24 protein-coding genes are annotated in these 24,536 nt (G+C 48.7%); 6 read left to right on the top strand and 18 right to left on the bottom strand.

Going from position 1 to position 24,536, the window contains the following annotated elements:
- Positions 1-33: 33 nt before the first annotated feature.
- The 9 genes from CRO03_RS13350 to glyA form a co-directional block, all read right to left on the bottom strand.
- Positions 34-3,180, bottom strand: coding sequence for a ligand-binding sensor domain-containing diguanylate cyclase (locus CRO03_RS13350; protein ID WP_097112127.1), 3,147 nt, complete (start codon positions 3,178-3,180; stop codon positions 34-36).
- A gap of 33 nt (positions 3,181-3,213) precedes the next feature.
- Positions 3,214-3,693: a phosphatidylglycerophosphatase A family protein gene (locus CRO03_RS13345; RefSeq protein ID WP_097112126.1), complete on the bottom strand. Its 480-nt coding sequence runs from the start codon at positions 3,691-3,693 to the stop codon at positions 3,214-3,216.
- A complete protein-coding gene (gene thiL, locus CRO03_RS13340) occupies positions 3,690-4,673 on the bottom strand; it encodes a thiamine-phosphate kinase (RefSeq protein WP_245861663.1) in 984 nt (327 codons plus the stop codon). Before thiL ends, CRO03_RS13345 begins: the two co-directional genes overlap by 4 nt.
- A gap of 14 nt (positions 4,674-4,687) precedes the next feature.
- Entirely contained in the window at positions 4,688-5,101 is a 414-nt protein-coding gene (nusB, locus tag CRO03_RS13335; protein WP_097112124.1) for a transcription antitermination factor NusB, read from the bottom strand.
- Positions 5,102-5,112: 11 nt separating this feature from the next.
- Positions 5,113-5,577, bottom strand: a complete 465-nt coding sequence (gene ribH / locus CRO03_RS13330; RefSeq protein ID WP_097112123.1) for a 6,7-dimethyl-8-ribityllumazine synthase — start codon at positions 5,575-5,577, stop codon at positions 5,113-5,115.
- 76 nt (positions 5,578-5,653) lie between these two features.
- The gene (gene ribBA / locus CRO03_RS13325; protein ID WP_097112122.1) at positions 5,654-6,763 is read right to left on the bottom strand and encodes a bifunctional 3,4-dihydroxy-2-butanone-4-phosphate synthase/GTP cyclohydrolase II; all 1,110 of its coding nucleotides are present in this window, start codon (positions 6,761-6,763) and stop codon (positions 5,654-5,656) included.
- A 91-nt stretch (positions 6,764-6,854) separates the two neighbouring features.
- The gene (gene ribD / locus CRO03_RS13320) at positions 6,855-7,982 is read right to left on the bottom strand and encodes a bifunctional diaminohydroxyphosphoribosylaminopyrimidine deaminase/5-amino-6-(5-phosphoribosylamino)uracil reductase RibD (RefSeq protein WP_097112121.1); all 1,128 of its coding nucleotides are present in this window, start codon (positions 7,980-7,982) and stop codon (positions 6,855-6,857) included.
- The gene (gene nrdR, locus CRO03_RS13315) at positions 7,982-8,434 is read right to left on the bottom strand and encodes a transcriptional regulator NrdR (protein ID WP_097112120.1); all 453 of its coding nucleotides are present in this window, start codon (positions 8,432-8,434) and stop codon (positions 7,982-7,984) included. The genes ribD and nrdR overlap by 1 nt, the downstream gene beginning before the upstream one ends.
- A gap of 60 nt (positions 8,435-8,494) precedes the next feature.
- On the bottom strand, positions 8,495-9,748 hold the full coding sequence (glyA, locus tag CRO03_RS13310) for a serine hydroxymethyltransferase (RefSeq protein WP_097112119.1): 1,254 nt from the start codon (positions 9,746-9,748) through the stop codon (positions 8,495-8,497).
- A gap of 248 nt (positions 9,749-9,996) precedes the next feature.
- On the opposite strand from glyA, the gene dinB reads away from it, so the two are divergent.
- Complete coding sequence (dinB, locus tag CRO03_RS13305; RefSeq protein ID WP_097112118.1) at positions 9,997-11,064, top strand: DNA polymerase IV; 1,068 nt, start codon at positions 9,997-9,999, stop codon at positions 11,062-11,064.
- 42 nt (positions 11,065-11,106) lie between these two features.
- Here dinB and CRO03_RS13300 read toward each other — a convergent pair whose 3' ends face one another.
- Entirely contained in the window at positions 11,107-11,319 is a 213-nt protein-coding gene (locus CRO03_RS13300) for a cold-shock protein (RefSeq protein ID WP_019674773.1), read from the bottom strand.
- Positions 11,320-11,582: 263 nt separating this feature from the next.
- The gene (locus tag CRO03_RS13295) at positions 11,583-12,893 is read right to left on the bottom strand and encodes a DEAD/DEAH box helicase (protein WP_097112283.1); all 1,311 of its coding nucleotides are present in this window, start codon (positions 12,891-12,893) and stop codon (positions 11,583-11,585) included.
- Between the two features lie 119 nt (positions 12,894-13,012).
- Here CRO03_RS13295 and CRO03_RS13290 point away from each other — a divergent pair, with 119 nt between their 5' ends.
- Complete coding sequence (locus tag CRO03_RS13290; protein ID WP_097112117.1) at positions 13,013-13,546, top strand: DUF2058 domain-containing protein; 534 nt, start codon at positions 13,013-13,015, stop codon at positions 13,544-13,546.
- 36 nt (positions 13,547-13,582) lie between these two features.
- The gene (locus CRO03_RS13285; RefSeq protein ID WP_097112116.1) at positions 13,583-14,443 is read left to right on the top strand and encodes a TraB/GumN family protein; all 861 of its coding nucleotides are present in this window, start codon (positions 13,583-13,585) and stop codon (positions 14,441-14,443) included.
- Between the two features lie 58 nt (positions 14,444-14,501).
- Here the strand turns inward: CRO03_RS13285 and CRO03_RS13280 are convergent, their stop codons facing one another.
- Complete coding sequence (locus CRO03_RS13280) at positions 14,502-15,239, bottom strand: methyltransferase domain-containing protein (RefSeq protein WP_097112115.1); 738 nt, start codon at positions 15,237-15,239, stop codon at positions 14,502-14,504.
- Between the two features lie 69 nt (positions 15,240-15,308).
- Here CRO03_RS13280 and gloB point away from each other — a divergent pair, with 69 nt between their 5' ends.
- Genes gloB through CRO03_RS13265 form a run of 3 tightly spaced genes read left to right on the top strand, consistent with a single transcriptional unit; the run spans position 15,309 to position 18,266 of the window.
- On the top strand, positions 15,309-16,076 hold the full coding sequence (gloB, locus tag CRO03_RS13275; protein WP_097112114.1) for a hydroxyacylglutathione hydrolase: 768 nt from the start codon (positions 15,309-15,311) through the stop codon (positions 16,074-16,076).
- Between the two features lie 54 nt (positions 16,077-16,130).
- Positions 16,131-17,723, top strand: coding sequence for a lytic transglycosylase (locus CRO03_RS13270; RefSeq protein WP_097112282.1), 1,593 nt, complete (start codon positions 16,131-16,133; stop codon positions 17,721-17,723).
- A 51-nt stretch (positions 17,724-17,774) separates the two neighbouring features.
- The gene (locus CRO03_RS13265; RefSeq protein WP_097112113.1) at positions 17,775-18,266 is read left to right on the top strand and encodes a hypothetical protein; all 492 of its coding nucleotides are present in this window, start codon (positions 17,775-17,777) and stop codon (positions 18,264-18,266) included.
- On the opposite strand, the gene CRO03_RS13260 is transcribed toward CRO03_RS13265, so the two are convergent.
- The 6 genes from CRO03_RS13260 to tyrR all read right to left on the bottom strand — a co-directional run bounded on the left by CRO03_RS13260 (position 18,267) and on the right by tyrR (position 24,425).
- The gene (locus CRO03_RS13260) at positions 18,267-18,524 is read right to left on the bottom strand and encodes a hypothetical protein (RefSeq protein ID WP_097112112.1); all 258 of its coding nucleotides are present in this window, start codon (positions 18,522-18,524) and stop codon (positions 18,267-18,269) included.
- A 2-nt stretch (positions 18,525-18,526) separates the two neighbouring features.
- The gene (gene maiA / locus CRO03_RS13255; RefSeq protein WP_097112111.1) at positions 18,527-19,168 is read right to left on the bottom strand and encodes a maleylacetoacetate isomerase; all 642 of its coding nucleotides are present in this window, start codon (positions 19,166-19,168) and stop codon (positions 18,527-18,529) included.
- 218 nt (positions 19,169-19,386) lie between these two features.
- Positions 19,387-20,403, bottom strand: a complete 1,017-nt coding sequence (locus CRO03_RS13250; protein ID WP_097112110.1) for a fumarylacetoacetate hydrolase family protein — start codon at positions 20,401-20,403, stop codon at positions 19,387-19,389.
- A 31-nt stretch (positions 20,404-20,434) separates the two neighbouring features.
- The gene (locus CRO03_RS13245; protein WP_097112109.1) at positions 20,435-21,574 is read right to left on the bottom strand and encodes a homogentisate 1,2-dioxygenase; all 1,140 of its coding nucleotides are present in this window, start codon (positions 21,572-21,574) and stop codon (positions 20,435-20,437) included.
- Positions 21,567-22,649 carry a 4-hydroxyphenylpyruvate dioxygenase gene (gene hppD / locus CRO03_RS13240; RefSeq protein WP_097112108.1) on the bottom strand — a complete coding sequence of 361 codons (1,083 nt, stop codon included), beginning with the start codon at positions 22,647-22,649 and terminating at the stop codon, positions 21,567-21,569. The genes CRO03_RS13245 and hppD overlap by 8 nt, the downstream gene beginning before the upstream one ends.
- A gap of 213 nt (positions 22,650-22,862) precedes the next feature.
- Complete coding sequence (gene tyrR, locus CRO03_RS13235) at positions 22,863-24,425, bottom strand: transcriptional regulator TyrR (protein WP_097112107.1); 1,563 nt, start codon at positions 24,423-24,425, stop codon at positions 22,863-22,865.
- Between the last annotated feature and the right edge of the window lie 111 nt (positions 24,426-24,536).

Below are 24,536 nucleotides of genomic sequence, written 5' to 3'. Positions count from 1 at the left end.
AACTCAGTTAGGTAACCAACTCAGCCAGGTACCCTACAGTGCCTGGCTGTCACCCTGTTCAAACCACACCAGCCCTTCCGCCAGCAGCTTTTCGATTTGCGCTTCAATATGCGCGGAGTCTTCAAATTCAAACGCATCCAGTTGTGAATCAAAAGCCAGGGTTGCTACCGCGTTCTTGCCGTTATGTTTAACGTGATACAACGCCAGTTCAGCCAGCTGCAGCGATACTTCCCAGTTAATTAACTGACCGCCCAGCAGGGGTAACGGATAATGCGCATAACCAATAGAACACGCCAACCGGACAATCTGGCCATCAGGTAAATTAAACGCCGCTTTGGCAACCTGTTCGTTCAAACGGTAACTGAACTGACGAACCAGATCGGTCTGAATATCGCGTAGCACCAGCACAAAAGCGGCGCCGCTAAACCGTACAACGTAATCTGAGCCCCGGGTTTCCCGGATTAACAAGCCGCTGACTTGCTGGATCAGGCTGTCACCTGCACTATTGCCATACTGATCATTAATTTGTTTAAAATTATCTAAATCGACATGCAGCAACGCCAGACATTTACCCTGATCCTGCATCGATTCCCGGTTACGCTGAAAATGTTCAATATCTTTTGGCAGCTGTTCAAACATAAACCGCCGGTTGCGCAAACCCGTCAGGTTATCCTTATGAGTTAACTGGCTTAGTTGCTCATTTAGCTCGTTTAACCTGACATTGCTGTTTTCCAGCTCCTGGGTCCGCTGTTTCACCAGCCGTTCCAGCTCCAGCTGCTTGTGCAGGGTATTGCGCCTTACCAGCCATAACACACCATATAAGCAACACAGCAGCAACAGTAGCCACAACGAGCGGTATAGTAAGGTTTCATCAAAGCGCTCAGGCACTATCAGGGCAAGACTGGTCTGGGTAGCAGATTGCCAGCTATGACCACTCTGGCGTACCTGCAGCTGAAAAACAAAATTGCCAGGCGGCAAGTTGGTATAAACCGCTTCGCGTCGCTGCCCTACCTCGTGCCAGCGGCTGTCAAAGCCATCCAGCCGATAGCGAAACTGCAACGCGTCAGGTTTAATAAATTCCAGCGCAGAATAATGCAAGGTCACATTGCGCTCATCCATTTCCAGTACCAACCGCTGCTGGCCCTTGGTAAGTTGATACTGCTGACTGGTGGTTACCTGTTTTATTTGGGGCTTTAAAGCCTGCTCTGACATTTGCTTTAAATCTGCCTGTACTGCAATTACTCCCTTCAGAGTCGGGAACCAATATTCTCCCTGCCACCGCACTATTTTTGCATGCCCTGCGCCATTACAACAACGATTGGGGCCGCTGCCTAACTGCCGGTCGAATGGCGTTAGAACCTCATCAATGACAAAAGGCTGGTTACTGTTAGTTGGCAATGTCGCCAGCGCCAGCCGGTAAATTCCTTTATGGCTGCTGATCCACACCTGTTGTTGTTCAGCGTCGTAACTAAAACTGACTGCAGGTCCGTGAGGCATACCATTACCACTGTGCAATTGCAGCCATTGCTGATCCGGGCGCCTGATAAAAATACCGTCATCAATAGTGCTGACCAACAAGCTGCCTTCAGGTAACTGAATCAATGCCAGAATATAGCTGTTATACAATGCTGTACCGACCCCAAGCCGTAGTAGTTTATCTTGCTGATACTGATACAAGCCCCGGGTAGTGCCAACAAATAGCTGGTCTGCCGTTTGCTGTAATGCAGTAATATTGCGGGATTCAAATTGCTCATTCAGCGGCGACATCGTCAGCTGCTTATCTTTGGTATGGTATAAACCTCTTACCCCACCAAGCCAGACACCGCCCTCAGCAGCAGGCTGTACGACTTTGATAGTATTCCCTTGCAAGCTGGGGAAAGGTACGCTGAGTTCATGACTTTTCAGATTATATTGCAATAAGCCACTATCAGCACCAAACCAAAGCAGCTGTGTTTCTGGCCAGTAAAAATCATGAATCGTCTGACTGCCCAGAGCGTCAGCGTCGAGTAACGTAGTGAATTTGCCTGAACTGTCAAGAATTTGCAGCGCCGACTGACCAGCGATAAGCAATTTATCATCAGGCGTTAAACCAACACTTCGTACTACCGGATCAATCAGCCCGTCAACCAGCCTCCTGATATTCCCGGCTGCAGCGCGGTATATACCATCGCTATAGCTCGCCAGCCAGATATTCTGCTGCTGATCTTCAAAAATGTCACTGAACCAGGGGGTGGTGCCAAGTTCTGTTGTGGTCACCGTTTGCCAGTCTTGCTGATGTTGGCGATAAAACAGCTTACGATAGGTTGAAATCCAGCTACCTTGCTGGCTGTCTTTAAAGAGTCTATAAACGGGGCTGTGCTCACGATCGGGCAACTGGCATTTTTGGATCTCGCCAGCCGCTGTCAGGTGGTAAAAACCGCTCTCGCTGGCAAGATGCAGACCTTGCTCAGTGACGGTTAAATCATAAACCGGGGTCTGAGCAAGCTCTAACGGTAGCGGATAAATCTGCAATTGCTCGCTACCGTCAGGCTTTAGCTGGTAAATATGCTCTGCACTGCTCACCCAGATACTGTCAGCAGCCCTTTCAAGCTGATGAACCTGACTGCGCACCGCTTCGATCCGGCTGATTTTGCCGTTTTTGATCCGGAATAAATTGTCTGCAGCTACCCAGATTTCATCGTCAGCCACCGCAATCATAGCAGTAACCTCTGCCACTATTGGATAACGTTCAAACTTCAGAGTAGCTGGATCAAAGCCTGACAGGCCGGCTTTAGTACCAACCCAGATAAAACCGGTGTTATCACGCAATAATCGGGTAATGGTATTACTGGCCAGATGGCGGGTATTTTCAGTGGTAAAATGCTCAAACTGCAAGCCATCAAAACGGTTCAGCCCGTATAACGTACCCAACCACATATAACCCAGATCATCCTGGATAACGGCACGAACAGAATTGCTGGAGAGCCCATCGTTGCTGGTCCAGTGCCTGATATCAAAATCATACACTGATTTTTTAGTTTTAACCGGCGCATTCGTTGCTGTCGTTTCAGTTTGCACTGAAATACTCTGGTCTGCACCGCTGCCATCTGCGCTGGTATCTTCTGCACTGAGATCTGCTGCGCCGGCTGGGGCAAAGACACCTAGCAGCAACACCAAACTCAGTAATATAACCTTTTTCATTCCCTCGCCCTGCGCTCCAATCCTTGCTAGCCGTTAATTCAGAAGCTGATAATAGAAAAGCAATTGTAATACCAACCAGGCTGGCACCGCGGCCAGTAAATCGTCCAGCATAATTCCTAAGCCACCGTGCACCCGTTTATCAAACCAGCGAATTGGCCAGGGTTTAACAATATCAAAAAAGCGGAACAATAAAAAACCTGCCAGCAGGCTTTGCACACTGAGTGGCACCAGCAACATCGTTAACGCATAGCCAATTACTTCATCCCAGACAATAGCACCATGATCATGCTCACCAACATCACGTGCTGTCTTGCCACAGATATAAATTCCCAGCGCAGTGCCCACAACCAGAAACGCCAGATACCAAACAAGGCCAAGCGTTGCAAAACCAATAATAAACGGAATGGCAACCAGGGTACCAAAAGTACCGGGTGCTTTTGGTGCCAGACCGGCGCCAAAACCCAATGCCAGTAAGTGCTGCCAGCGGCTCAAATGAAATTTAGTATGGGTCATGGAAAATGAACAAACCCCTGATGTTGGTATTCGAATGATTGCTCACCCGCTTTCAGCTCCAATTTTCCAGCCACGCCAGTAATCCTGCCAATACAACTGACCGGCACACCATAGGGTGACAATAAAACATCAAGGCTGCCTCGCTTACTTTCGGGTACGGTAAACAACAGCTCGTAATCCTCACCACCCGACAATGCCATTTTCAGTGCGGTGGACTGATCACAGCTGTCTTTTAATGCCTGCGACAGAGGAAGTTTATTGACGTCTATGTAAGCTCCTACTGCAGATCTGCGTAAGATATGGGGTAAATCGCCACACAAACCATCAGAAATGTCCATAGCACTACTGGCAACATTACGCAGCGCCTGCCCGAGGGCAACCCGGGCGGAAGGGAAATGAAAACGTTGTAACAAATGAGCCTGATGCTTTTTACTGGCTTCTGCATGGCCCTGACATACTTTTAGCCCCAACGCAGCGTCACCCAGGGTACCGGTAACATAGATGTAGTCACCTACTTTTGCACCAGAACGGGTAATGGCTCTGCCATGTGGTACCTGGCCCTTGGCAATCATGGTCAGACTGAGCGGGCCTCGAGTGGTATCGCCGCCTATCAGGCGACAATTATAATAGTCAGCCGTTTCAGCAAGGCCGGCAGCAAACTGGCGCAACCAGGTTTGATCGACATCGGGTAACGTCAGGGCCAGCGATAACCAGGCAGGCTCAGCGCCCATTGCCGCTAAATCACTGACATTAACTGTAACCAGCTTATGGCCTAATGCTCTTGGATCGACATCAGGGAAAAAATGAGTACCACACACCATAGTATCGGTCGTGACGACTAAATCATAGCCATCGCGCATTTGCAGTACCGCACCGTCGTCGCCCACCCCAACAACCACATCCTGACGCGCAATTCCAGCGTCAGCAAAGAAGCTGGCAATAAGTTCAAATTCACCCATAGTATGTAAAAAAGCCGACAAATGCCGGCTCTCCTTTAGTTGGTCCGCAATACCCGGACCGCTTTATCAAGAATACCATTGACGAATTTATGGCTGTCATCAGCAGCAAAAGCCTTCGCCAGCTCAATTGCTTCATTGATAATGACTTTATAAGGCACATCAAGCCGGTATTTCAGCTCGTACGCAGACACCCGTAACACTGCTTTTTCGACCAGATCGACATCTTCAAATGGCCGCTCCAGATAAGGCTTTAGCGCTTCATCCAGTTTGCTGTGGTGCAACACAACACCGCGCAAAATATCCTGAAAGTAAGCGACATCAAGTTGCTTAACATTATTTTCCAGCAATAATTGCTGTTCAATATCGGCTATCGGGTTGTGGCTAACCTGCCAGCTGTAGATACCCTGTACTGCCAGTGATCGCGACTGACGACGCACATTTGGTTTCATAAATTTTCCTGTTACAGCTGATCCAACACGTTGACCATTTCCAGCACTGACATTGCCGCCTCAGCACCTTTATTACCTGCTTTGGTACCCGCACGTTCTATTGCCTGCTCAATACTGTCAACGGTTAATACGCCAAAAGCGACCGGCAAATCATGGGTCAATGCTACCTGGCCAATACCTTTGGTACATTCGCCAGAAACATATTCAAAATGTGGTGTACCACCACGGATCACTGCACCTAAAGCGATGATCGCATCATATTTTTTGCTGGCAGCAACCCGTTGCAAGGCCAAAGGCATCTCAAAAGCACCGGGGATCCGCACGACGGTAATATCCTGCTCGGCTACGTTACCCACCCGCTTTAACGTGTCAACGGCGCCCTCTAACAGACTTTCAACAATAAAACCGTTAAACCGTGCCACCACTAACGCGAACTTTTTGCCCTTGGCTACATAGCCGGCTTCAATCACTTGCATGGTAAATCCTCTCGAATCAGGGCTGCAAAAATCAGCCGCGCATAATATCACAAAAACCACAAATGCGGCATTGCTGTTATTCGGATACGTAGTCGACTACTTCCAGCCCAAAACCAGATAACGCATGGTATTTTTTCGGCTGACTCAGCAAGCGCATTTTCTTTACACCTAGACTGGCCAGAATTTGTGAGCCTACCCCAACATTGCGTGAGGTCCCTTTCCACGGCACCGTTTTAGGTTGCTCACCTTTATCTTCAGCTTCAAAAGCCTGCACCATCCGCACCAGCTCAGCTGTCGATTCATGTTTACCCAGCAGTACCAGCACACCGCCTTCGTCAGCAATCCGCTTCATTGCAGTATGCAATGGAAAACTGCGATTGGCTGCCCGGTCTGCTAACAGCAAGTCAGAAAAGGTATTATGTAAATGGACCCGCACCAGTGTTGCCTCTTCCGGCTTAATTTCACCTTTTACCAGGGCAAAATGCAGCTGATTATCGATGGTATCTTTAAAGGTCACCAGTTGAAAATCACCTACTTCGGTCGGCAACTGGCAGGTTGCTACTTTTTCAATAGTGGTTTCGTTTAAATTACGGTATTCAATTAAATCGGCAATGGTGCCAATTTTAATATTGTGCTCGCGAGCGAAAATTTCTAAATCCGGCCGTCTGGCCATGGTACCGTCGTCATTCAAAATCTCGACTATTACTGCAGCAGGCTCTAGCCCCGCCAACCTCGCCAAATCGCAACCTGCCTCGGTATGGCCTGCCCGTACCAGGACACCGCCATCCTGCGCCATCAACGGAAATATATGCCCTGGCTGGACAATATCTGCCGGGCTGGCATCACGCGCTACCGCTGCTTTAACGGTCCTGGCCCGGTCCGCAGCCGAAATGCCGGTAGTAACCCCTTCAGCTGCTTCAATAGAAACCGTAAAGTTAGTGGCAAAGGGAGATTTATTAGCATCTACCATCAACGGCAAATTCAGCTGTTTGCAGCGCTTTTTACTAAGAGTCAGGCAAATAAGACCACGGCCATGCTTAGCCATAAAGTTTATCGCTTCGGGCGTAACATAATCAGCTGCCATCACCAGATCACCTTCGTTCTCGCGATCTTCATCATCCATCAGTACGACCATCTTGCCCTGACGAATGTCTTCAATAATTTCAGCAGGTGTATTCAGTTGCATAAAAACCCTTGTTAAATGTAGCTTCAATAATACCGGTATAATTAATACTGTGCTTCACCGGTTCTTAAAGTGTTATTAATCCGCTTCCGGGTCAGTTGGCTTTACTCAGTAGTGCAGTCAGCCGTATATCTGGCCCAAGCTGGCAAATATCGTTGAAGTCAAACCGCGCCGCCTCGCTCAACTCCGTTATTTCTGGTAGTACCGCCATAGCTCTTGCTTGTGGCCCTAATAACACCGGCGCCTGGTATAGAATAAATTCATCGACTAATTGTTGTTGCAACAAGCTTCCTGCAAGCGTAGCGCCCGCTTCCACCCAGATACTGCGTACCTGGCGGGCAGTCAGCAGCTTTAGCAAAGCCTCTAAATCAAAGTAGCCATTGCCACCAAGCGGTACTACTTGCTGCTCCACCTGCGCTGGCATCTGCCGCAGTGGCTTATCTGGAGCAATACACAACAAAATGGGGCCGGCTAAACTGAACAGTGGCTCACTGCTGGTTAATTGCTGCCGCCGGTCAAGAATAATTCGTAATGGCTGACGCAACTCACCGTTATTTAATGTCGTTATTGGCGTGCCATCGGCAGGCTGGCGCACCGTCAAGCGGGCGCTATCGGCCAGTACTGTGCTGGCAGTGGACAATACAGCGCTGCTTTGTGCCCGGTACCCCTGCACATCGGCTCTGGCTAGCGGGCCCGTTATCCACTTACTCTGGCCATTAGCCAGCGCTGTACGACCATCAATACTCGCTGCCAGCTTCAGCCTTAGCCAGGGTCTTTGTCGCTCCATGGCACTTAGAAAGCCGCGGTTTAATGCTATTGCCTCGGTCTCCATTAAACCACTTTCGACCGTTACCCCGGCCTGCTCTAAGATTGCCACGCCCTTGCCTGCGACCAATGGATTAGGGTCAAGCATTGCTATCACGACCCGACTTACGCCAGCGGCAATCAACGCCTCAGCGCAAGGTGGCGTGCGGCCAAAATGACTGCATGGCTCGAGCGTTACATAACAGGTTGCACCATGGGCCTGCCCGCCAGCCTCTGCCAACGCATAGACTTCGGCATGGCTTTCGCCTGCCTGATGATGATAGCCCTCTCCGACCACGTCGCCATCTTGCACTATTACTGCCCCAACATTCGGGTTAGGATCGGTGGTAAAACGCCCCTTAGCGGCTAACTGCAGCGCCCGCGTCATAAAGTCGTGGTCAGCCGGCGTAAAAGCCACTATTGCTCTCCTAAGCGGGCAATTTCTTCACCAAATTCACGAATATCTTTAAAAGAACGGTAGACAGAAGCAAACCGGACATAGGCTACTTTATCCACCTTAACCAGCTCATCCATAATCAGATTCCCCAGCATATTACTGGCCAGTTCCCGCTCACCGGTTGCCCGCAACTGTGATTTAATCTTTTGAATAAGCTGTTCAATCTGCTCAGTTGATACCGGCCGTTTCTCAAGCGAACGCAACAAGCCATTGCGCAGCTTGTCCTCGTTAAACGGCTCGCGGGAGCCATCCCGTTTAATAATTCGCGGCATCACTAATTCCGCTGCTTCAAACGTAGTATAGCGCTCATGACAAGCGAGACACTCCCGACGCCGGCGAACCTGATGACCATCAGCAACTAAACGTGAATCAATTACCTTGGTGTCATCAGCATTACAAAAAGGACAATACATGGGCAGTTCTCAGAGATAAAAATGGCCGCAAATGCGGCCATAATAGCACTAAATTATCGGTTACGCATAAACCGGGAAACGACTGCACAGCTCGCCGACGTCGGCTTTCACCCGTTCAATTACCGCTTCGTCGTTAATATTGTCCAGCACATCACAGATAAAACCCGCAACCTGACGTGCCTGCTCTTCTTTAAAACCGCGACGGGTAATCGCTGGCGTGCCAATACGTAAGCCACTGGTAACAAAAGGCGAGCGCGGATCATTCGGCACTGAATTTTTATTAACGGTAATATGCGCCTTGCCTAACGCGGCATCAGCGTCTTTACCGGTAATGTCTTTGTCAATTAAATCCATCAAAAACAAATGATTTTCCGTGCCGCCAGAAACAATTTTATAGCCACGTTTAATCATTTCATCGCACATGGCTTTGGCGTTATTCAACACCTGCTGCTGATACACTTTAAATTCTGGCTCTAATGCTTCTTTAAAAGCGACAGCTTTTGCCGCGATTACATGCATTAACGGGCCACCCTGACTTCCCGGGAACACCGCAGAATTTAGTTTCTTTTCAATGACTTCGTTTTTACGAGCCAGAATTAACCCACCGCGTGGTCCTGCCAGCGTTTTATGGGTAGTCGTCGTAACGACATCTGCTACCGGCACCGGATTTGGATACAAGCCCGCGGCGACCAAACCAGCAACATGTGCCATATCAACCAATAAGTAAGCACCCACTTTATCGGCGATATCACGAAAACGCTGCCAGTCGACAATGCCAGAATAAGCTGAAAAACCAGCAATAATTAATTTTGGTTTATGCTCAATTGCCAGTGCTTCGGCCTGGTCATAATCGATCACACCCGTTTGGGGATGTAAACCATACTGCACAGCTTTATACAATTTGCCTGAAGAGCTGACATGCGAGCCATGGGTTAAATGGCCACCATGTGCCAGGCTCATCCCTAAAATAGTGTCGCCTGCTTCTAACAAGGCTAAAAATACTGCAGCGTTAGCCTGTGAACCAGCGTGAGGCTGCACGTTAGCATAATCAGCAGCAAACAACTGCTTGGCGCGGGCGATAGCTAAATCTTCAGCAATATCAACGAACTCACAACCGCCGTAATAACGCTTGTGCGGATAACCTTCAGCATATTTATTGGTAAGCTGCGAACCTTGTGCCTGCAACACCCGTGGACTGGCATAGTTCTCAGAAGCAATCAGCTCGATATGCGCTTCCTGTCTGGCGGTTTCATCGGTTATTGCCTGCCATAATTCCGGATCAAAATCGGCAATATTCATTTCACGCTTTAACATGCTTTCTCCTGGGCGCGGGTTACGCTAACTGGTTTAAAATACGGGGGTATGAACTGGCGCATATTCTACCCTGAATTAATAAATGATGCACCGAAAATATAGCCATCCGGCCGTCCACCTTTCGCAGCTATTGATGCAGCTATTGAATAAGCTGCCAAACTGCACAACATGCTTTACAGCTGGCTGTGCTTTACAAGCTCGGCGCAGCACACTAGTATACTGTATATCAATACAGCTTAATAATCGCTATGGTCAGTCAGCGTAAAATTATTCATATAGACATGGATTGCTTTTTTGCCGCGGTGGAAATGCGGGATAATCCGACGCTGGCTAATATTCCCCTGGCTATTGGCGGCAGCCGCAGCAGTCGTGGCGTTATTGCCACCTGTAATTATCCGGCCCGTGCTTTTGGTGTGCGCTCGGCAATGCCCACCGGCCAGGCGCTGAAATTATGCCCGCAGCTGCATCTGATGGCCGGCAATATGGAAAAATATAAAACAGTTAGCCGGCAAATACGGGCTATTTTCCAGCGTTATAGTGATCTGGTCGAACCGTTGTCGCTGGACGAGGCCTTTATTGATGTCAGCGACAGCAGCCATTTTGGTGGCAGCGCGACCCGGATTGCCGCAGATATCCGACGGGTTATTCTGGCTGAGACAGGCTTAACAGCCTCAGCGGGGGTGGCGCCGAATAAATTCCTGGCAAAAATTGCCAGCGATGAAAATAAACCTGATGGTTTATTTGTTATTACCCCGGGTGAAGTCAGCGCTTTTGTAGAAAAGCTACCACTGGCTAAAATACCCGGAGTGGGCAGTAAAACAGCAGAGCGCCTGGCCCGGCTGGGCTTAACCCATTGCAAAGATATCGCCAATTGCGAGCTGGCAGTGCTGGTAAAACATTTTGGTGCCATGGCAGATAGCCTGATAAAACGAAGTCAGGGCATTGATGAGCGGCCCGTGCGCGTCGAGCGCCAGGCCAAATCGGTCGGTGTGGAGCAAACCCTGGCGGTGGATATTGATGTTTATCAGAATTGTGTTGAGGCGTTAAGTTCATTATGGCCCAAGCTCCAACTGCGCCTGGCTAATCAGGGCGACAAAGGCCTACAGAAAATTGGGGTAAAACTTAAGTTCAGTGACTTTCGGCAAACTACGGTCGAGTGTCAGGCGCAAACCGCTAGCCTGGAGCAATTTTTGCCACTACTGCAACAAGCCTGGCAACGCCGGCAACAACAAGGGGTGCGGCTGGTGGGTTTACAGCTTGGTTTTAACACACCAAACCCCGGGCAACTTTGCTTGCCGTTTGATTTGCAGGCATAAAAAAGCCAGCTCATTGGCTGGCTCTTTACAAAAGCTATCAGATTAACCGGTTACAGTGACGTTTTCAGCCTGTGGACCTTTCTGACCTTCGGTAACTTCGAAAGTTACGCGTTGACCTTCAACTAAAGTTTTACGGCCTGTTCCATTGATAGCGCGGAAATGAACGAATACGTCTTTGCCGCCTTCGCGCTCAATGAAACCAAAACCTTTATCTTCGTTGAACCACTTAACTGTACCGGAAATTAACTGTGACATAACACTCTCTTACTTTAACTAAATTTGCCGAAATTTCGGCGACTTAAATATTACCGGCCAGGTAATCAAGCAGGTAGATATTCAACTGCATTATCAGTGAAGCTGATCATGCGGTCAACATAAATACCAGACGAGCAGAAAATATATTCTTTTACAGGCCGCACCGGCTAAATTGTATCTGCCAGAGCGGGTTAGCGGCAGCAGAAACAAGTTAACTTTTTCAGTGTAGCAGTAAAAACGCTGAACATTTAACCAGCAACAAATTATTTTTTCCGACGGACCGGGCCACTGCCATCGTCACCACCTTCAAAATAGCTTGGTGCCTTGATTTTAGCAGTGTCAGGCTTTGCCGGCCGTGGTTTGCTGCTTTTAGCTGATGTGCTGGCTTTCTTTTTCGCCTTAGGCTGCTGCATCGGGGCAACAACCCCGCTAAAGCGTGCAGGTAATGACTCGACCACTGAAAACTCAATGGCATGGCGTAAGAAGGCTTCGATATTTTGTAGACTGGGCCAGTCTTTTGGCCCTACCAGAGATATCGCCTGGCCTTTAGCGCCAGCCCGGCCGGTACGGCCAATCCGATGCACATATTCTTCCGGATGCTTGGGTAAATCAAAATTAATAACGTGCGATACCTGCAATAGATCAAGGCCACGCGATGCTAAATCGGTGGTAACCAGCACCTGAAATTTACCAGTGGCAAATTGCTGCATGACACTATTGCGTTGTTGCTGACTTAATTTGCCGCTTAACCCCACTGCCGTAAAGCCCGCCGCTTCACAAACACCGGTCAAGCGTTCTGCATCGGCCCGGGTAGCAGTAAACATAATAAGTTGATTAATATCCTGCTGCTGCAAGAAGTAACTCAGTAGCGCTTCCTTGTGGCTTAAATTATCAGCAAGAAAGAACCGCTGCTCAATATCCTGATGTTGCTGGTAACCTGCCCCTACAGCTACCCGGTAGGGGTTCTTCAGCAGCGCCAGTGCCAGATTGTCTACTTCAGCATGATCGAGCGTGGCAGAAAATAACATGGTCTGGCGTAAACGATGATCAGCAGCTTTATTAATAAAAGTAAGTTGTGGCAGGAAACCTAAATCAAGCATCCGGTCGGCCTCATCCAGAATTAACATTTCCAAGCCATGCAAAAACAGGGTTTTATGTTCCAGATGATCGACAAACCGCCCCGGTGTCGCCACCACGATGGCCGGTTGACGCTTCAGAATTTTTTCCTGATCATTGAAGTTTTCACCGCCGACAATCAATGCAGCAGTAACCGGGGTATTAGCCACCAACAAGCGCAACTGGGCGTAAACCTGCTTTGCCAGTTCACGGGTCGGTGCCAGGATCAGCGCCCGGGCGTCCTGTTTCGACAATGCCCGGCTTTTCAATAGCCGTTGCATCATTGGCAGTAAGTACGCGAGGGTTTTCCCCGAACCGGTTTGCGACGATACAATTAAATCGCGGCCTACCATCACCGCTGGTATAGCTTCTTGCTGGATCTCAGTCGGCTTATCAAAGCCCAGATGCTGGATGGACCTGAGTAAGCGTGGATCTAACGCTAAATCTTTAAATGGCAAAATTGACCTCATGAGCTTGGAGTACTGGTATATGATAACCGAACTGGCTCATTTGAGTTAGTAAGATTGCTTAAGGTACACTAAGCACTAATTTATTTTGCAACCTGAGTAGCCCCATTATGAGCAATGCGTTACGTGACCAGCTGCTGAAAGCTGGCGTGGCTGATGCCAAAAAAGTTAAAAAAGTTAAAAAAGAGAAGCACCAACTTAAAACTCAGGCTGGCAAAAATGCGGTGCCCGGGGAGCAGACAACAACACTGGCGCAACAAGCTAAAGCTGAGCAGGTGGCGCGTGATCGTGAACTCAACCGGCAAAAGCAAGCTGAATTAACCCAAAAAGCACTCGCGGCTCAGGTAAAACAAATAATTGAAACTAATGCAATCAGCAATAAAGGTGAGGTTGGCTTTAATTTTGTTGATGGCAAGTTAGTCAAAAAGCTGTACGTAAGCAGCAAACTGCATGACGAGCTCAGCCGCGGTCTGGTCGCTATTGCCCGGCTGGCAGAACAATATATTTTAGTCCCTGCGCAAGTTGCGGAGAAAGTAATGCAGCGCGATGCCAGCAGCATTGTGTTGCTGAATACCAAACAACAACAACCGGACGAAGATGATCCTTATGCCGATTATCAGATCCCGGATGATTTAATGTGGTAGATTTTTGCTAACCATTATTATTTATCGGGAGACACCATGCGTTTCTTAACTCAGTTTTTATGCTTGTCTTTGCTGCTTAGCAGCTCTGTTTGGGCTGCCAGTGTCTGGAAAGTCAGTAAAGAAGATCAACAATTTTATCTGGCGGGTACAGTACACCTGCTGAGTAAAAGTGATTATCCGCTGCCAGCCGCCTACAACACGGCGTTTAATGCCAGCACTCGTCTGCTGTTCGAAACCGATTTAAACGTATTAACCAGTCCCGCTGGTTTAACTAAAATGATGCAGCAAAATACCTACAGCGACGGTAAAACGTTAGAACAGGTACTGTCGCCCGGGGTGTATCAACAGCTAAAGACGTACGCCACTGAACGTAATATGCCTATCGCTGCAATCAGCCGGTTTAAGCCCGGTTTTGCGGCGATGATGCTGGCCGCCGCTGAAATGCAACGTTTAGGCACCGCAGAAACCGGCGTTGATATGCATTATATGCAATTGGGGCAGCAACAAAATAAAAGCATTGCCGGCCTGGAAACCCTGGATGAACACTTGGCAGTGCTGGATGGCATGAATCAACTCGACCCTGATCTGACCATCAGTTCTACCCTTGAAGATATGCATAAGGTTGAAGGCCAGCTGACTGAGATGAAGCAGGCCTGGCGCAGTGGTGATGTGGCTAAACTGGAACAGCTATTTATTGGCGACTTGCAGCAAATACCGCAGTTGTATGAGATTTTACTGGTAAAGCGCAACCACGCCTGGCTAACACAATTGCAAGCGCTTAGCAGCAATGAGCACACGACCATGGTTTTGGTGGGCGCCTTACACCTGGCTGGCGAAGATGGCTTATTAATGCTGTTACAACAACAAGGCTACTCGTTAACCCAGCTTACCGAGTAACGCTTACCGGGTAACGTTTAATCCGCAAATTAAACTCAGCGCGCCAGGGTCCGAGTAATTAACGGCAGCCCTGGCGAGCGCTAACCCCTTTTACCCCGTCGCTAAAAGCTGGTGCAAGCTGCCAGCGAGGCCTTATGGGGGTTAGTGGTAGCTCGCGCTTGCGGGCAACCAGCAGATAACAACCGGCGAAATAATTCAAATACTTTTCAGCAAAGCGTTGCAAGCTGTTGTCGGCATAGTCACTAACCAACATGCTGCCATAAAAAAAGCGTTGCTCCGACAACACCTCAAAACCAATCAGATGCAACCAGTCTTTCACCCGTCCCGGCGAAAAAAACCGGCCTTGCCACGGATAGCGCTGCTTCAGCCATGGTGCGACACCTGCCAGCCCCAGGATACTGAACGGATTAAAGCCGGTTAACAACAAATAACCATCGGGTAGCAGCACTCGGTGGGCTTCCCTGACAATATGGTGCGGGTCGGTTTGATATTCCAGACATTGGCTAAGCAGCACTGCATCAATACTGTGGCTGTCGATTGGCAGGGTATCAGGCAAAGCTATCAGATGGCTTTTGCCATTGTCAGCACTACCTAAATGGATCTGATGCTTTATTTTGCAGCCTGGTAAGTCTAAATCACTGCTTAAATCGCCCACTTTAAGCAAATAATAACCAAATATTTGTTGCCACCATGGCTGCAGCTGCGCGGTTATTGCCCGGGCTAACGCTGGCCCCTGCAAAAACGCCTGCCAGCTGTCGGGGACCTGCGGTTCGTTTTCGTTCAATGCCGGTTTCATGATAAGGTTATACCCGCTTTAATGTTGAGAGACCTTTAATGTTAAGAGAAAATATTAAGAGAAAACCTAATGCTAACTATTAGCCCGCTGGCTGCCTTTGAGGATAACTACATTTGGTGCCTGTGTCAGCCCGCCAACCCATTTTGTGTTGTAGTTGACCCGGGAGATGCCAAACCAGTGTTGGCATTTTTACAACGAAAGCAGAAATCTTTATACGCCATTCTGATTACCCATCATCACCCTGACCATACTGGTGGTCTTGCTGAATTGCAACAAGCCTGGCCGGATGTACGGATAATTGGCCCCGCTGCCGAAAAAGCCAAAATACCGCTGTTAACCGAACAGGTGCAACAAGGCGATATGGTTGAGCTGACACCTTTTAACACTCAGTTTCAGGTAATCGACTTGCCTGGCCATACGCATGGTCATATTGGTTTTTACAGCGAACCGTACTTATTTTGTGGTGATACCTTGTTTAGTGCTGGCTGTGGCCGCTTGTTCGAAGGTACTCCGGCACAATTACACAACTCACTGCAAAAGCTTACTGCATTGCCCGCTGACACCGAGGTGTATTGTACGCATGAGTATACCCTGGCAAACCTGCGTTTTGCGTTAACGGTTGAACCTGATAACCAGCTATTGGCGGACTATCAGCAACATTGCCAGCAATTACGTCAGCAAAATAAACCGACATTACCCACTAATTTGGCAACCGAGCAACAAATTAACCCTTTTTTGCGATGTGAAAACAATAGTTTGCAACAGCGCTATCAGCAAGACTCTGCTGTTGGCCTGTTCAGTCAGCTCAGGGCAATGAAAGATCAGTTTAAATCCTGACTTGCAATCAGGCTTTGAACAGGTAACATGAATTTTTTTCCGCGGAATTACGCTATGTATTTGAAAATCTCTGCCGTCATGTTAGTTGCACTGCTTAGCGGCTGTGTCAGCATGACAGAATCAAATAGTCAGGATACCGACAAGTCAGTTAATACCCCAGCATTGGTGCAGGTACAAGGTGCCAGTGCCGAACAAATAGCTAGCCGGCTGTGGTATGGCGAAGTACCCGCTGAGCAGCTGGTGCCGCTTGACGCCACTGAGCTGGAAGATTTATGGCAACGAATTCAGCTCCAACTTACCTTTAACGTACCGCAAACCCGGCCGATTGTTGAACAACGCAACTTCTATAGCCAGCACCAGAGCTATTTGGATCGGGTAGCCAACCGCGCTCAGCCCTTTTTGTACCATATTGTCCAGGAGCTGGAAAAACGTAACATGCCGCTTGAGCTGGCGCTACTACCCATCGTCGAAAGCGCGTTCGATCCTTTTGCATACTCGCATGCCAGGGCGTCCGGAATGTGGCAGTTTATGCCTGCAACAGGCACCCGCTTTGGCCTGAAACAAAACTTTTGGTACGACGGCCGGCGTGACGTGATCGAATCAACCCGGGCAGCTCTGGATTATCTGCAATATTTATATAATACACTGGAGCATGACTGGTTAAATGCCATTGCTGCTTACAATGCTGGCGAAGGCCGGATTGGCCGGGCTATCAGAGCAAACAAGAAGCGGCGGCTGCCAACCGATTTCTGGTCACTGGACTTGCCTGCTGAAACAACTGTCTATGTACCCAAATTATTAGCATTGGTGGATATTTTGAAGCGACCAGATGACTTCGACATCGTCTGGAAATTTATTGCTAATGAGCCCAGAATTGCTGTGGTACCCACCGATGGCCAGATTGATTTAGCCATAGCCGCAGAGCTGGCTGAGTTAAGTGTTGCTGAGCTCCAGGCCCTGAACCCGGGGTTTAATCAATGGGCCACCGATCCGGACGGCCCGCACCATCTGGTACTTCCGCTGGCAAAGGCGGAGAATTTTAAGCGCTTACTGGCACAGACTCCGGCAACAGAGCGCTTACAATGGCAAAGTTATACTGTGAGTTCTGGTGATACTCTGGGGAAAATTGCCCGCCAGTATAAAACCTCGGTAGATGCTATTATCCGCCTGAATGAACTAAGCGGCAACACTATCCGGATTGGTCAGCACTTACTTATTCCGATGTCAGCGAAAGCAGCCGATAAGTATGAGCTAAGTCAGCAAAACCGTATTGCCAAAGCACAGGGTCGTAGCGGCGGTAATGTCAAAACCGAATACATTGTGCAAAGTGGCGATACCTTATGGGACATTAGCCGGGAACACAAAGTAACCGTTGCCGAGCTGGCAAAATGGAATGGCATGGTGCAGCGTGACCCGTTAAAGCCTGGTCAGAAGCTGGTGATGTGGCATAACAGCAGCAGTAACCCGAGCACCGCCATTACCCGCACCGTTCGCTACAAGGTCCGAAAAGGTGATTCATTGGCCCGTATTGCCCAACGTTTCAGTGTATCAGTGGCTGAAATAGTAAAATGGAATAATATAAATACTGAACGATACCTGCAACCCGGGCAGCAACTGAAACTGATTGTTGATGTCACCCAGGTTTAACGTACTATTTGTTTGCTATAGCTTACTAACTGCCGTTTGCGGAGTAACGAAATGAAAATGTTGTTTGGCGTAGTCAGTTTATTGTTTAGCTTGTCTGCCGTTGCTCAGTTCCAGTTAACAGGCAACGGAAGTTACACACTACAGGACGGGGAGACGATTCCTTTTCAGTATGGCTTTGGCTATACCAGAAAAGAAGGTCAGTTTCATTTCAGCGCTGGAAAGCAAAGTCTCGTAGTAAGCAGCCTGCCGCAAAAATACTCTTTAGCACTTATTCTGCAAAATGAAGACGAAGTTTGGATACCTGACTTCGTCAATGCGCCGATTAGCAGCTTCGACTATGAAATAAGTGGTTTTGAAATAAAGTTAACCCAGGAACCTGAGCTGAAGGATGGCCGTGGTAATTTCGTTTTACATTATGATGGCGGCCGCTATCGTTTTAATCGCGGCCCCGGGCAAGTGAATTTTATTTTTAATGATGAAGGCATTGCCCGGGTAGAAATTAAAGGAATGTTTAAGCTGCCTAATACTAAACCGCAAGAATAACTAACAACTTTCATCCGGCTCGCGCTGCGGTTGCAGCGCGGGCAATAATCCGGAAGCGACACAAAGCAGTGGTGCCAGCAACATAAAAAACCAAAAGCTTTGTAATTGCACCCCGTGCCACAGCGCATACAATGCCGCCGTTAGCTGAAATACGATGCCAAACAACCCTACATATACCAGTGCCCGGTTTATAAGCCGTTTAGGCATAGCAACTCGCTTCTTCGGTTTACTACTTGTCGCAGGTTTAAATTCTGCCATCACTAAACCTGGGCGTCACTTTGCTGCTCAGGTGCCGCCAGGGCAAAGCCCGCCAACTGCTGGCAATGGTGATATATCCGGCTGATGGTCGGGTACTCCAGGGTGTCGAGCTTAAAACGTAGCGCATTGTACATTTGCGGCACCAGACACAAGTCAGCCAGGGTTATGTTATCACCGTAGCAAAACTCGCCGGCTGTCGTTTGCAGCCGCTGTTCCAGTGCACTGAAACCGGTATGCAGCCAGTGGTGGATCCACTCTGTTTTCTGATCGTCGTTCAGGGCCAGCGGTCCGGTTAGATATTGCAGTACCCGCAAGTTATTCAGCGGGTGAATATCACAGGCAATATCAAGCGCCAGTGAGCGCACCTGCGCTTTAGCAGCAGGGTCTTCTGGCAGTAACGCCGGTTCAGGATACATCTCATCCAGATATTCAATAATGGCCAGCGACTGGTTCAGGCTAAACTCAGCATCAACATAAGTCGGCACTAACTGGTTAGGGTTAAGCTGCTGATACTCAGCGCTATGTTGCTGGCCGCCGTCTTTTAGCAGGTGTACCGGTATTGTCTCAAAACTAAGTTGTTTTAAATTCAGTGCTATGCGCACCCGATAGGCAGCTGAAGAGCGCCAGTAGCTATAGAGTTTCATAAACTGTTACCTTTAGCGCTTCGAACCCGCTGCTACTACGTACATTTTTCCTGCGACACGCCGTAAACCCATCCCTGGGGGCGTTTATGAACTTCCTCCATGAAGTTCACCCGTCGGGCCAGCGGAGCTGTTCAAATTCGTTCCTGACGAATTTGTCAGCCCGTCCAGGGCTTCAACGGTCGCAGAAAAAAGTACATCCGCATCCGCTAGGAACATAGTTAAGCTTTATATTGCACCACTTGCTGGTCGATAGCACCAAAAATACTCTGGCCATCGCTATCCAGCATTTCTATTTTAATGGTATCACCAAATTGCATAAAAACAGTGCTTGGTTTGCCATCGCGAATAGTTTCAATCATCCGGATCTCGGCAATGCAGCTGTAACCTACGCCACCTTCGTTAATAGCAGTACCATACTCAGTACCCTGCTTATTTGAGACGGTTCCCGAACCAATGACGGCGCCGGCACCCAGGTTACGAGTTCTGGCAGCATGAGCAATCAGCTGGCCGAAGTTAAAGGTCATGTCGATACCGGCATTGGGTTTACCAAATGGTTTACCGTTGTACGTCGACAGCAGGGGCAAGTGTACCCGGCCGTCCAGCCACTTGTCACCAAGTTCATCCGGCGTAATGGCCACCGGGCTGAAGCTTGACGATGGCTTCGACTGAAAAAAGCCAAAGCCTTTGGCCAGCTCGTTTGGAATTAAGCCACGTAGCGAGACGTCGTTGACCAGCATCAGCAACCGTATTTTGTCCAGCGCCTGCTCCGGGCTCACCGCCATCGGGACGTCATCGGTAATGACCGCCACTTCACCTTCAAAATCGATACCATGATCAGTGCTCACCGCGGCAATAGGATCACGTGGGCCAATAAAATCATCAGAACCGCCCTGATACATCAGCGGGTCGGTCCAGAAGCTTGGCGGCATCTCTGAGTTGCGCGCTTTGCGCACCAGTTCAACATGATTTACATAAGCGCTGCCATCTGCCCATTGGTAAGCCCGCGGTAAGGGTGACTCGCACTGTGCCTGGTCAAACGCCATTTCGCCATCCAGCTTACCGGCATTAAGTGCCTGATATACTGTGTCCGCTTTGACAGATAATTCGGCCCAGTTATCCAGTAACTGCTGCATGGTGTTGGCAATATCACTGATAGCAATACAACGGCTTAAATCACGGCTGACCACGACTAACTGGCCATCCCGGGTATTATTTTTTAAACTAGCTAACTTCATACTATTCCTTAACTGAATCTGTTTCTGCGGCTTAAACCTGTGGCTTGGTTTTCCAGCTGTTAACGTACTCAGGGTTTTCGGTAGCCAGTGCCGCCTCGCCCATTTCCAGCGCATCCCGGGTATCAAGCATTACCGCTACCTCATCGGTAAATTTCTTTTTATACTCGCGCCCGGCAGCAAAGGCTTTCGGGTGCGGACCATGGGTAAAACCGGCCGGATGGAAAGTTACCATGCCCTTTTCAATATTGTCGCGGCTAAAAAAGTCACCGGCATGGTAAAACAGCACTTCATCATAATCGTCATTGTTATGATAAAACGGTACTTTTAACGCGCCAGGGTCACTTTCAATTGGCCGTGGCACAAAAGTACATACCACAAAACGCTGGGCCACAAAGGTAGTATGGGCCGACGGGGGTAAGTGATAGCGGTGGCTCATGAGCGGCCGGATATCACGCCAGTTAATCCGCATTACCGCCAAATCGCCATGCCAGCCAATCGCATCCAGCGGATTATAGGGGTAGGTGATCACAGACACCTGACCATGGCGTTTTACTTCAACCTGCCAGCTGTCTTCGCTGTACTGCGCCTTAAAGTCGTCGTTTATTTTCGGCGTATCAAGCATGGCCGGGTCAAAAATGGCATGATTACCCACCAGGCCTTTTTCTGGTAACTGATAGCTGTCGTTAGTTGCTTCAATCAGCAGAATAAACATCGGCTCATTTGGCACTAAACGCCACATGGTGGATCGCGGAATGACGATGTAATCGCCATCGCGTACACTTAAATGGCCATAATCGCAATACAGCTCGGCACTGCCCTCATGGATAAACAGCAGCTCATCACCATCGGCATTGCGGGCCAGCTTGCTCATGCTGTCTGTCAAACGCCAGGTGCGCATTTTGCAGTGGCTGTTAAACAGTAAATCCGGCACCGCCCAGGGGGATTGAGCCTTATCACGGCCAATTTCGTTAAAGTTAAAAAGGTGAGGCCGCAGCGGCCCCTGCCAGTCACTCCAACCGGTTGGCGCATGAGTATGGTGAAAGTGTGTTGCCGGGCCAAAAAAGCCACTGCGACCAATTTCCCGCTCATAAATAGCCTGCTCCGGGAAATCGGCATGGGCCTGGCGTGATACATCACCTTCCTTTATCGGAAAAGATGCCCATTTACGCATCGCTTAATACTCCGCGCTGAATTTGATCTTCTTCGATAGACTCGAACAAGGCTTTAAAGTTGCCCTCACCGAAGCCCTCGTTGCCTTTGCGCTGAATAATTTCAAAAAATACCGGACCGATCACGGTTTTGGTGAAAATCTGCAACAAAATACCGTCTTTCATCGGTGCGCCATCAATCAGGATCCGCAGCTCACGCATCTGGTCCAGATCTTCTTCGTGGCCTTCTACCCGCTCATTAACTTTATTGTAATAAGTTTCCGGAGTAGGCATAAATTCCATGCCACGGTTACGTAAAGTACGCACTGTTTCATAGATATTGTCTGAGGTCAGGGCAATATGCTGAATACCTTCACCTTTGTATTCACGAATAAACTCTTCAATCTGTGACTTATCATCAGACGATTCGTTAATTGGAATACGGATTTTACCGCAAGGGGCAGTCATGGCTTTGGATACCAGCCCGGTCAGCTTGCCCTCGATATCAAAATAGCGGATTTCACGAAAATTACCGATATTTTCATAAAAACCGGCCCAGAGGTTCATATTGCCGCGCATCACGTTATGAGTTAAATGATCCAGCACTTCCAGGCCAACACCATGCTTCGCCATCTCAACCTGCCAGTTGTCATAGTATTTGAAGTCAATGTCATATACCGAACTGGCACCATAACGGTCAACAAAATACAACAAGCTGCTGCCGATACCATAGACAGCTGGAATATTCAGCTCCATCGGTCCGACCTGGTTTTTATACTCTTTAGCGCCATTGGCCAGCGCATGTTTCAGCGCAGCCGCGGCATCAGTTACGCGAAAGGCCATGGCACAAACTGACGGGCCATGCAGTCTTGCAAACTCCTCTGCTTGTGAATTTGGTTCAGCATTGATAATAAAATTGATATCGCCCTGTTTGTATAGCCAGGCCTGTTTTGAACGATGCTTCGCGACTTCGGTAAAGCCAAGTGAATAAAACAAATCTTTTAGTTTCTGAATGCCATCAGCATCAGCGGCAGTATATTCAACAAACTCAAAACCATCGGTACCCAGCGGATTAATTGTATTTTTTGTATGTGGCATGAAGAGATTCTCCGAACAACGAATGTGGGCGCTATCATGCGCTTAACAACGAAAAAAGGAAGAGGCGGAGTTGCTGCGGTAATGAGATGCTTAACAGCTAAATTCGTACAGAAATAAGTACGAATAGGCAAATTAGCAGTTTACCCTAACAAAAGGGCCGACAGATAAGCCTGCCAGCCTCACAAAAGTAAACATTTTCAGACAAAGATGTAATTATATTTTTACAGTCTTGCGGTTTATGCCGTAATCACGCAACTTGTTGGCGACCGCGGTATGACTAAGGCCAAGTTTTTTCGCCAGCTGGCGGGAGCTCGGGTAAGCAGGATATAACTTACGCAGCAGATTTGCTTCAAACCTTTTAACGGCTTCATCCAGGGTGCCATCAAAGTCCTGTTCCAGATAACCAAAGTCGCTGGTGTAGCTGGGTAACTGCAAATGGTCTTTTTCCAGTTCATAGCCATCCAGCAGTGTAACCGCCCGATACAAGGCGTTTTCCAGCTGACGCACATTACCCGGCCACGGATATTGCTGCAAAAACTGGCTGCAACTCTCGGTTAGCCGTGGTGCTTTACGGCCCAACCTCGCCGCAAAACGGGCAATAAAGAATTCTGCCAGTGGCACAACGTCTTGCCGACGTTCCCGCAGCGGCGGTAACGTCAGGGTTAGTACATTCAACCGGTAAAATAAGTCTTCCCGAAAACGTCCTTCCTGTACCATGCCGGGTAAATCTTTCTGGGTGGTACAAATGACCCTTACATCTACTTTTACTTCGTTCTCATCAGCAACGCGCCGGAAGCTGCCGTCCTGTAAAAAGCGGATTAACTTCGTTTGCAGCTGGGTGGACATCTCGCCCACTTCATCCAGAAACACGCTACCGCCATTGGCCTGTTCAAAAATACCTTTTTTGCCTTCGCTACTGCCGGCAAACGCATTGGAGCCGTAACCAAATAACTCAGATTCAGCAACGTTATCTGGCAGAGAGGCGCAGTTTACTGCCAAAAATGGCTTGGCAGCGCGACTGCCAGCGGCGTGACATGCCCTGGCCAACAGCTCTTTACCGGTACCGGTTTCCCCCATAATCAGAATAGGAGCGTCCAGCTGTGCCATTTTTTTGGCTTCCCGCACTACTTTGCGCATCAGGTTGCTGTTAGCCTGCAAAGTATTAAAGCTCTCCTGATCGCCTTTCTTAAACGCGACCATATGCTGACCTAAACGGCTTTCAGATTTTAAATTTATAACCGCCCCGGCCAATATTTCATGGCCCGTTTCATCCGGGACCATTACCGGTAAAATATCAGCGATAAAACGTTTGCCATGTATTTCAAAACGGCGGGTTTGCGCCAGTACTTCGTCGCTTTCCAGCCAGCGCTGAAAATTGAAGCCCTTCACCATACCTTGCAGTGACTGGCCCTGAATATCCTGCTGGGCCACCGATAACGCTTCCAGTGCAGCATCATTTATCACAGTAACATTGGCTTTAATATCAATGGCAATCAGGCCATCTGGCAGGGTCTTCAGTAAGGTTGTCAGCTCATTATGCTCACGTTCGGAGGGTAAAAAAGCCGTTGTTTTAACATCTTCTACGCCAGCAATCCGGCGCATTTTTGCCATCAGTTCCTGAAACTTCTCAAAGTTAACTGTTGGAAAGGATACATACATCCGGTTGAGCGACGGGTCCACCTCAATCCCGCGTAAGTCGAGCTGATAACCCACCAGAATATTGAGTACCTCCTGAGCCAACCCCAGGCGGTTCTGACATTGAATTTCTAAACGCATAACAGCGACATACTCCGAGACCAGTTAATGGCTACATAATACGGTATCAAACCATCGTCAGACCAGCAATTTTGTAAAGATATGTGAACAAATACGTCAGAAGCAGCCTGA

The organism is Arsukibacterium tuosuense, from assembly GCF_900215315.1.
In the GTDB taxonomy this organism is placed as follows: domain Bacteria; phylum Pseudomonadota; class Gammaproteobacteria; order Enterobacterales; family Alteromonadaceae; genus Alishewanella; species Alishewanella tuosuense.
This window is presented reverse-complemented; position numbering and strand designations above follow the sequence as displayed.

Coding starts and splice junctions, on each gene's coding strand:
- nusB (WP_097112124.1), bottom strand. CDS start 5,101: ATGAAACCAAATGTGCGTCGTCAGTCGCGATCACTGGCAGTACAGGGT.
- ribH (WP_097112123.1), bottom strand. CDS start 5,577: ATGCAAGTGATTGAAGCCGGCTATGTAGCCAAGGGCAAAAAGTTCGCG.
- nrdR (WP_097112120.1), bottom strand. CDS start 8,434: ATGTATTGTCCTTTTTGTAATGCTGATGACACCAAGGTAATTGATTCA.
- CRO03_RS13245 (WP_097112109.1), bottom strand. CDS start 21,574: ATGCGTAAATGGGCATCTTTTCCGATAAAGGAAGGTGATGTATCACGC.
- CRO03_RS13280 (WP_097112115.1), bottom strand. CDS start 15,239: ATGAAACCGGCATTGAACGAAAACGAACCGCAGGTCCCCGACAGCTGG.
- CRO03_RS13265 (WP_097112113.1), top strand. CDS start 17,775: ATGAAAATGTTGTTTGGCGTAGTCAGTTTATTGTTTAGCTTGTCTGCC.
- CRO03_RS13260 (WP_097112112.1), bottom strand. CDS start 18,524: ATGGCAGAATTTAAACCTGCGACAAGTAGTAAACCGAAGAAGCGAGTT.
- tyrR (WP_097112107.1), bottom strand. CDS start 24,425: ATGCGTTTAGAAATTCAATGTCAGAACCGCCTGGGGTTGGCTCAGGAG.
- CRO03_RS13285 (WP_097112116.1), top strand. CDS start 13,583: ATGCGTTTCTTAACTCAGTTTTTATGCTTGTCTTTGCTGCTTAGCAGC.
- CRO03_RS13300 (WP_019674773.1), bottom strand. CDS start 11,319: ATGTCACAGTTAATTTCCGGTACAGTTAAGTGGTTCAACGAAGATAAA.
- ribBA (WP_097112122.1), bottom strand. CDS start 6,763: ATGCAACTGAATACACCTGCTGAAATTATTGAAGACATTCGTCAGGGC.
- CRO03_RS13270 (WP_097112282.1), top strand. CDS start 16,131: ATGTATTTGAAAATCTCTGCCGTCATGTTAGTTGCACTGCTTAGCGGC.
- CRO03_RS13250 (WP_097112110.1), bottom strand. CDS start 20,403: ATGAAGTTAGCTAGTTTAAAAAATAATACCCGGGATGGCCAGTTAGTC.
- maiA (WP_097112111.1), bottom strand. CDS start 19,168: ATGAAACTCTATAGCTACTGGCGCTCTTCAGCTGCCTATCGGGTGCGC.
- glyA (WP_097112119.1), bottom strand. CDS start 9,748: ATGTTAAAGCGTGAAATGAATATTGCCGATTTTGATCCGGAATTATGG.
- hppD (WP_097112108.1), bottom strand. CDS start 22,649: ATGCCACATACAAAAAATACAATTAATCCGCTGGGTACCGATGGTTTT.
- CRO03_RS13350 (WP_097112127.1), bottom strand. CDS start 3,180: ATGAAAAAGGTTATATTACTGAGTTTGGTGTTGCTGCTAGGTGTCTTT.
- CRO03_RS13345 (WP_097112126.1), bottom strand. CDS start 3,693: ATGACCCATACTAAATTTCATTTGAGCCGCTGGCAGCACTTACTGGCA.
- gloB (WP_097112114.1), top strand. CDS start 15,309: ATGCTAACTATTAGCCCGCTGGCTGCCTTTGAGGATAACTACATTTGG.
- CRO03_RS13290 (WP_097112117.1), top strand. CDS start 13,013: ATGAGCAATGCGTTACGTGACCAGCTGCTGAAAGCTGGCGTGGCTGAT.
- dinB (WP_097112118.1), top strand. CDS start 9,997: ATGGTCAGTCAGCGTAAAATTATTCATATAGACATGGATTGCTTTTTT.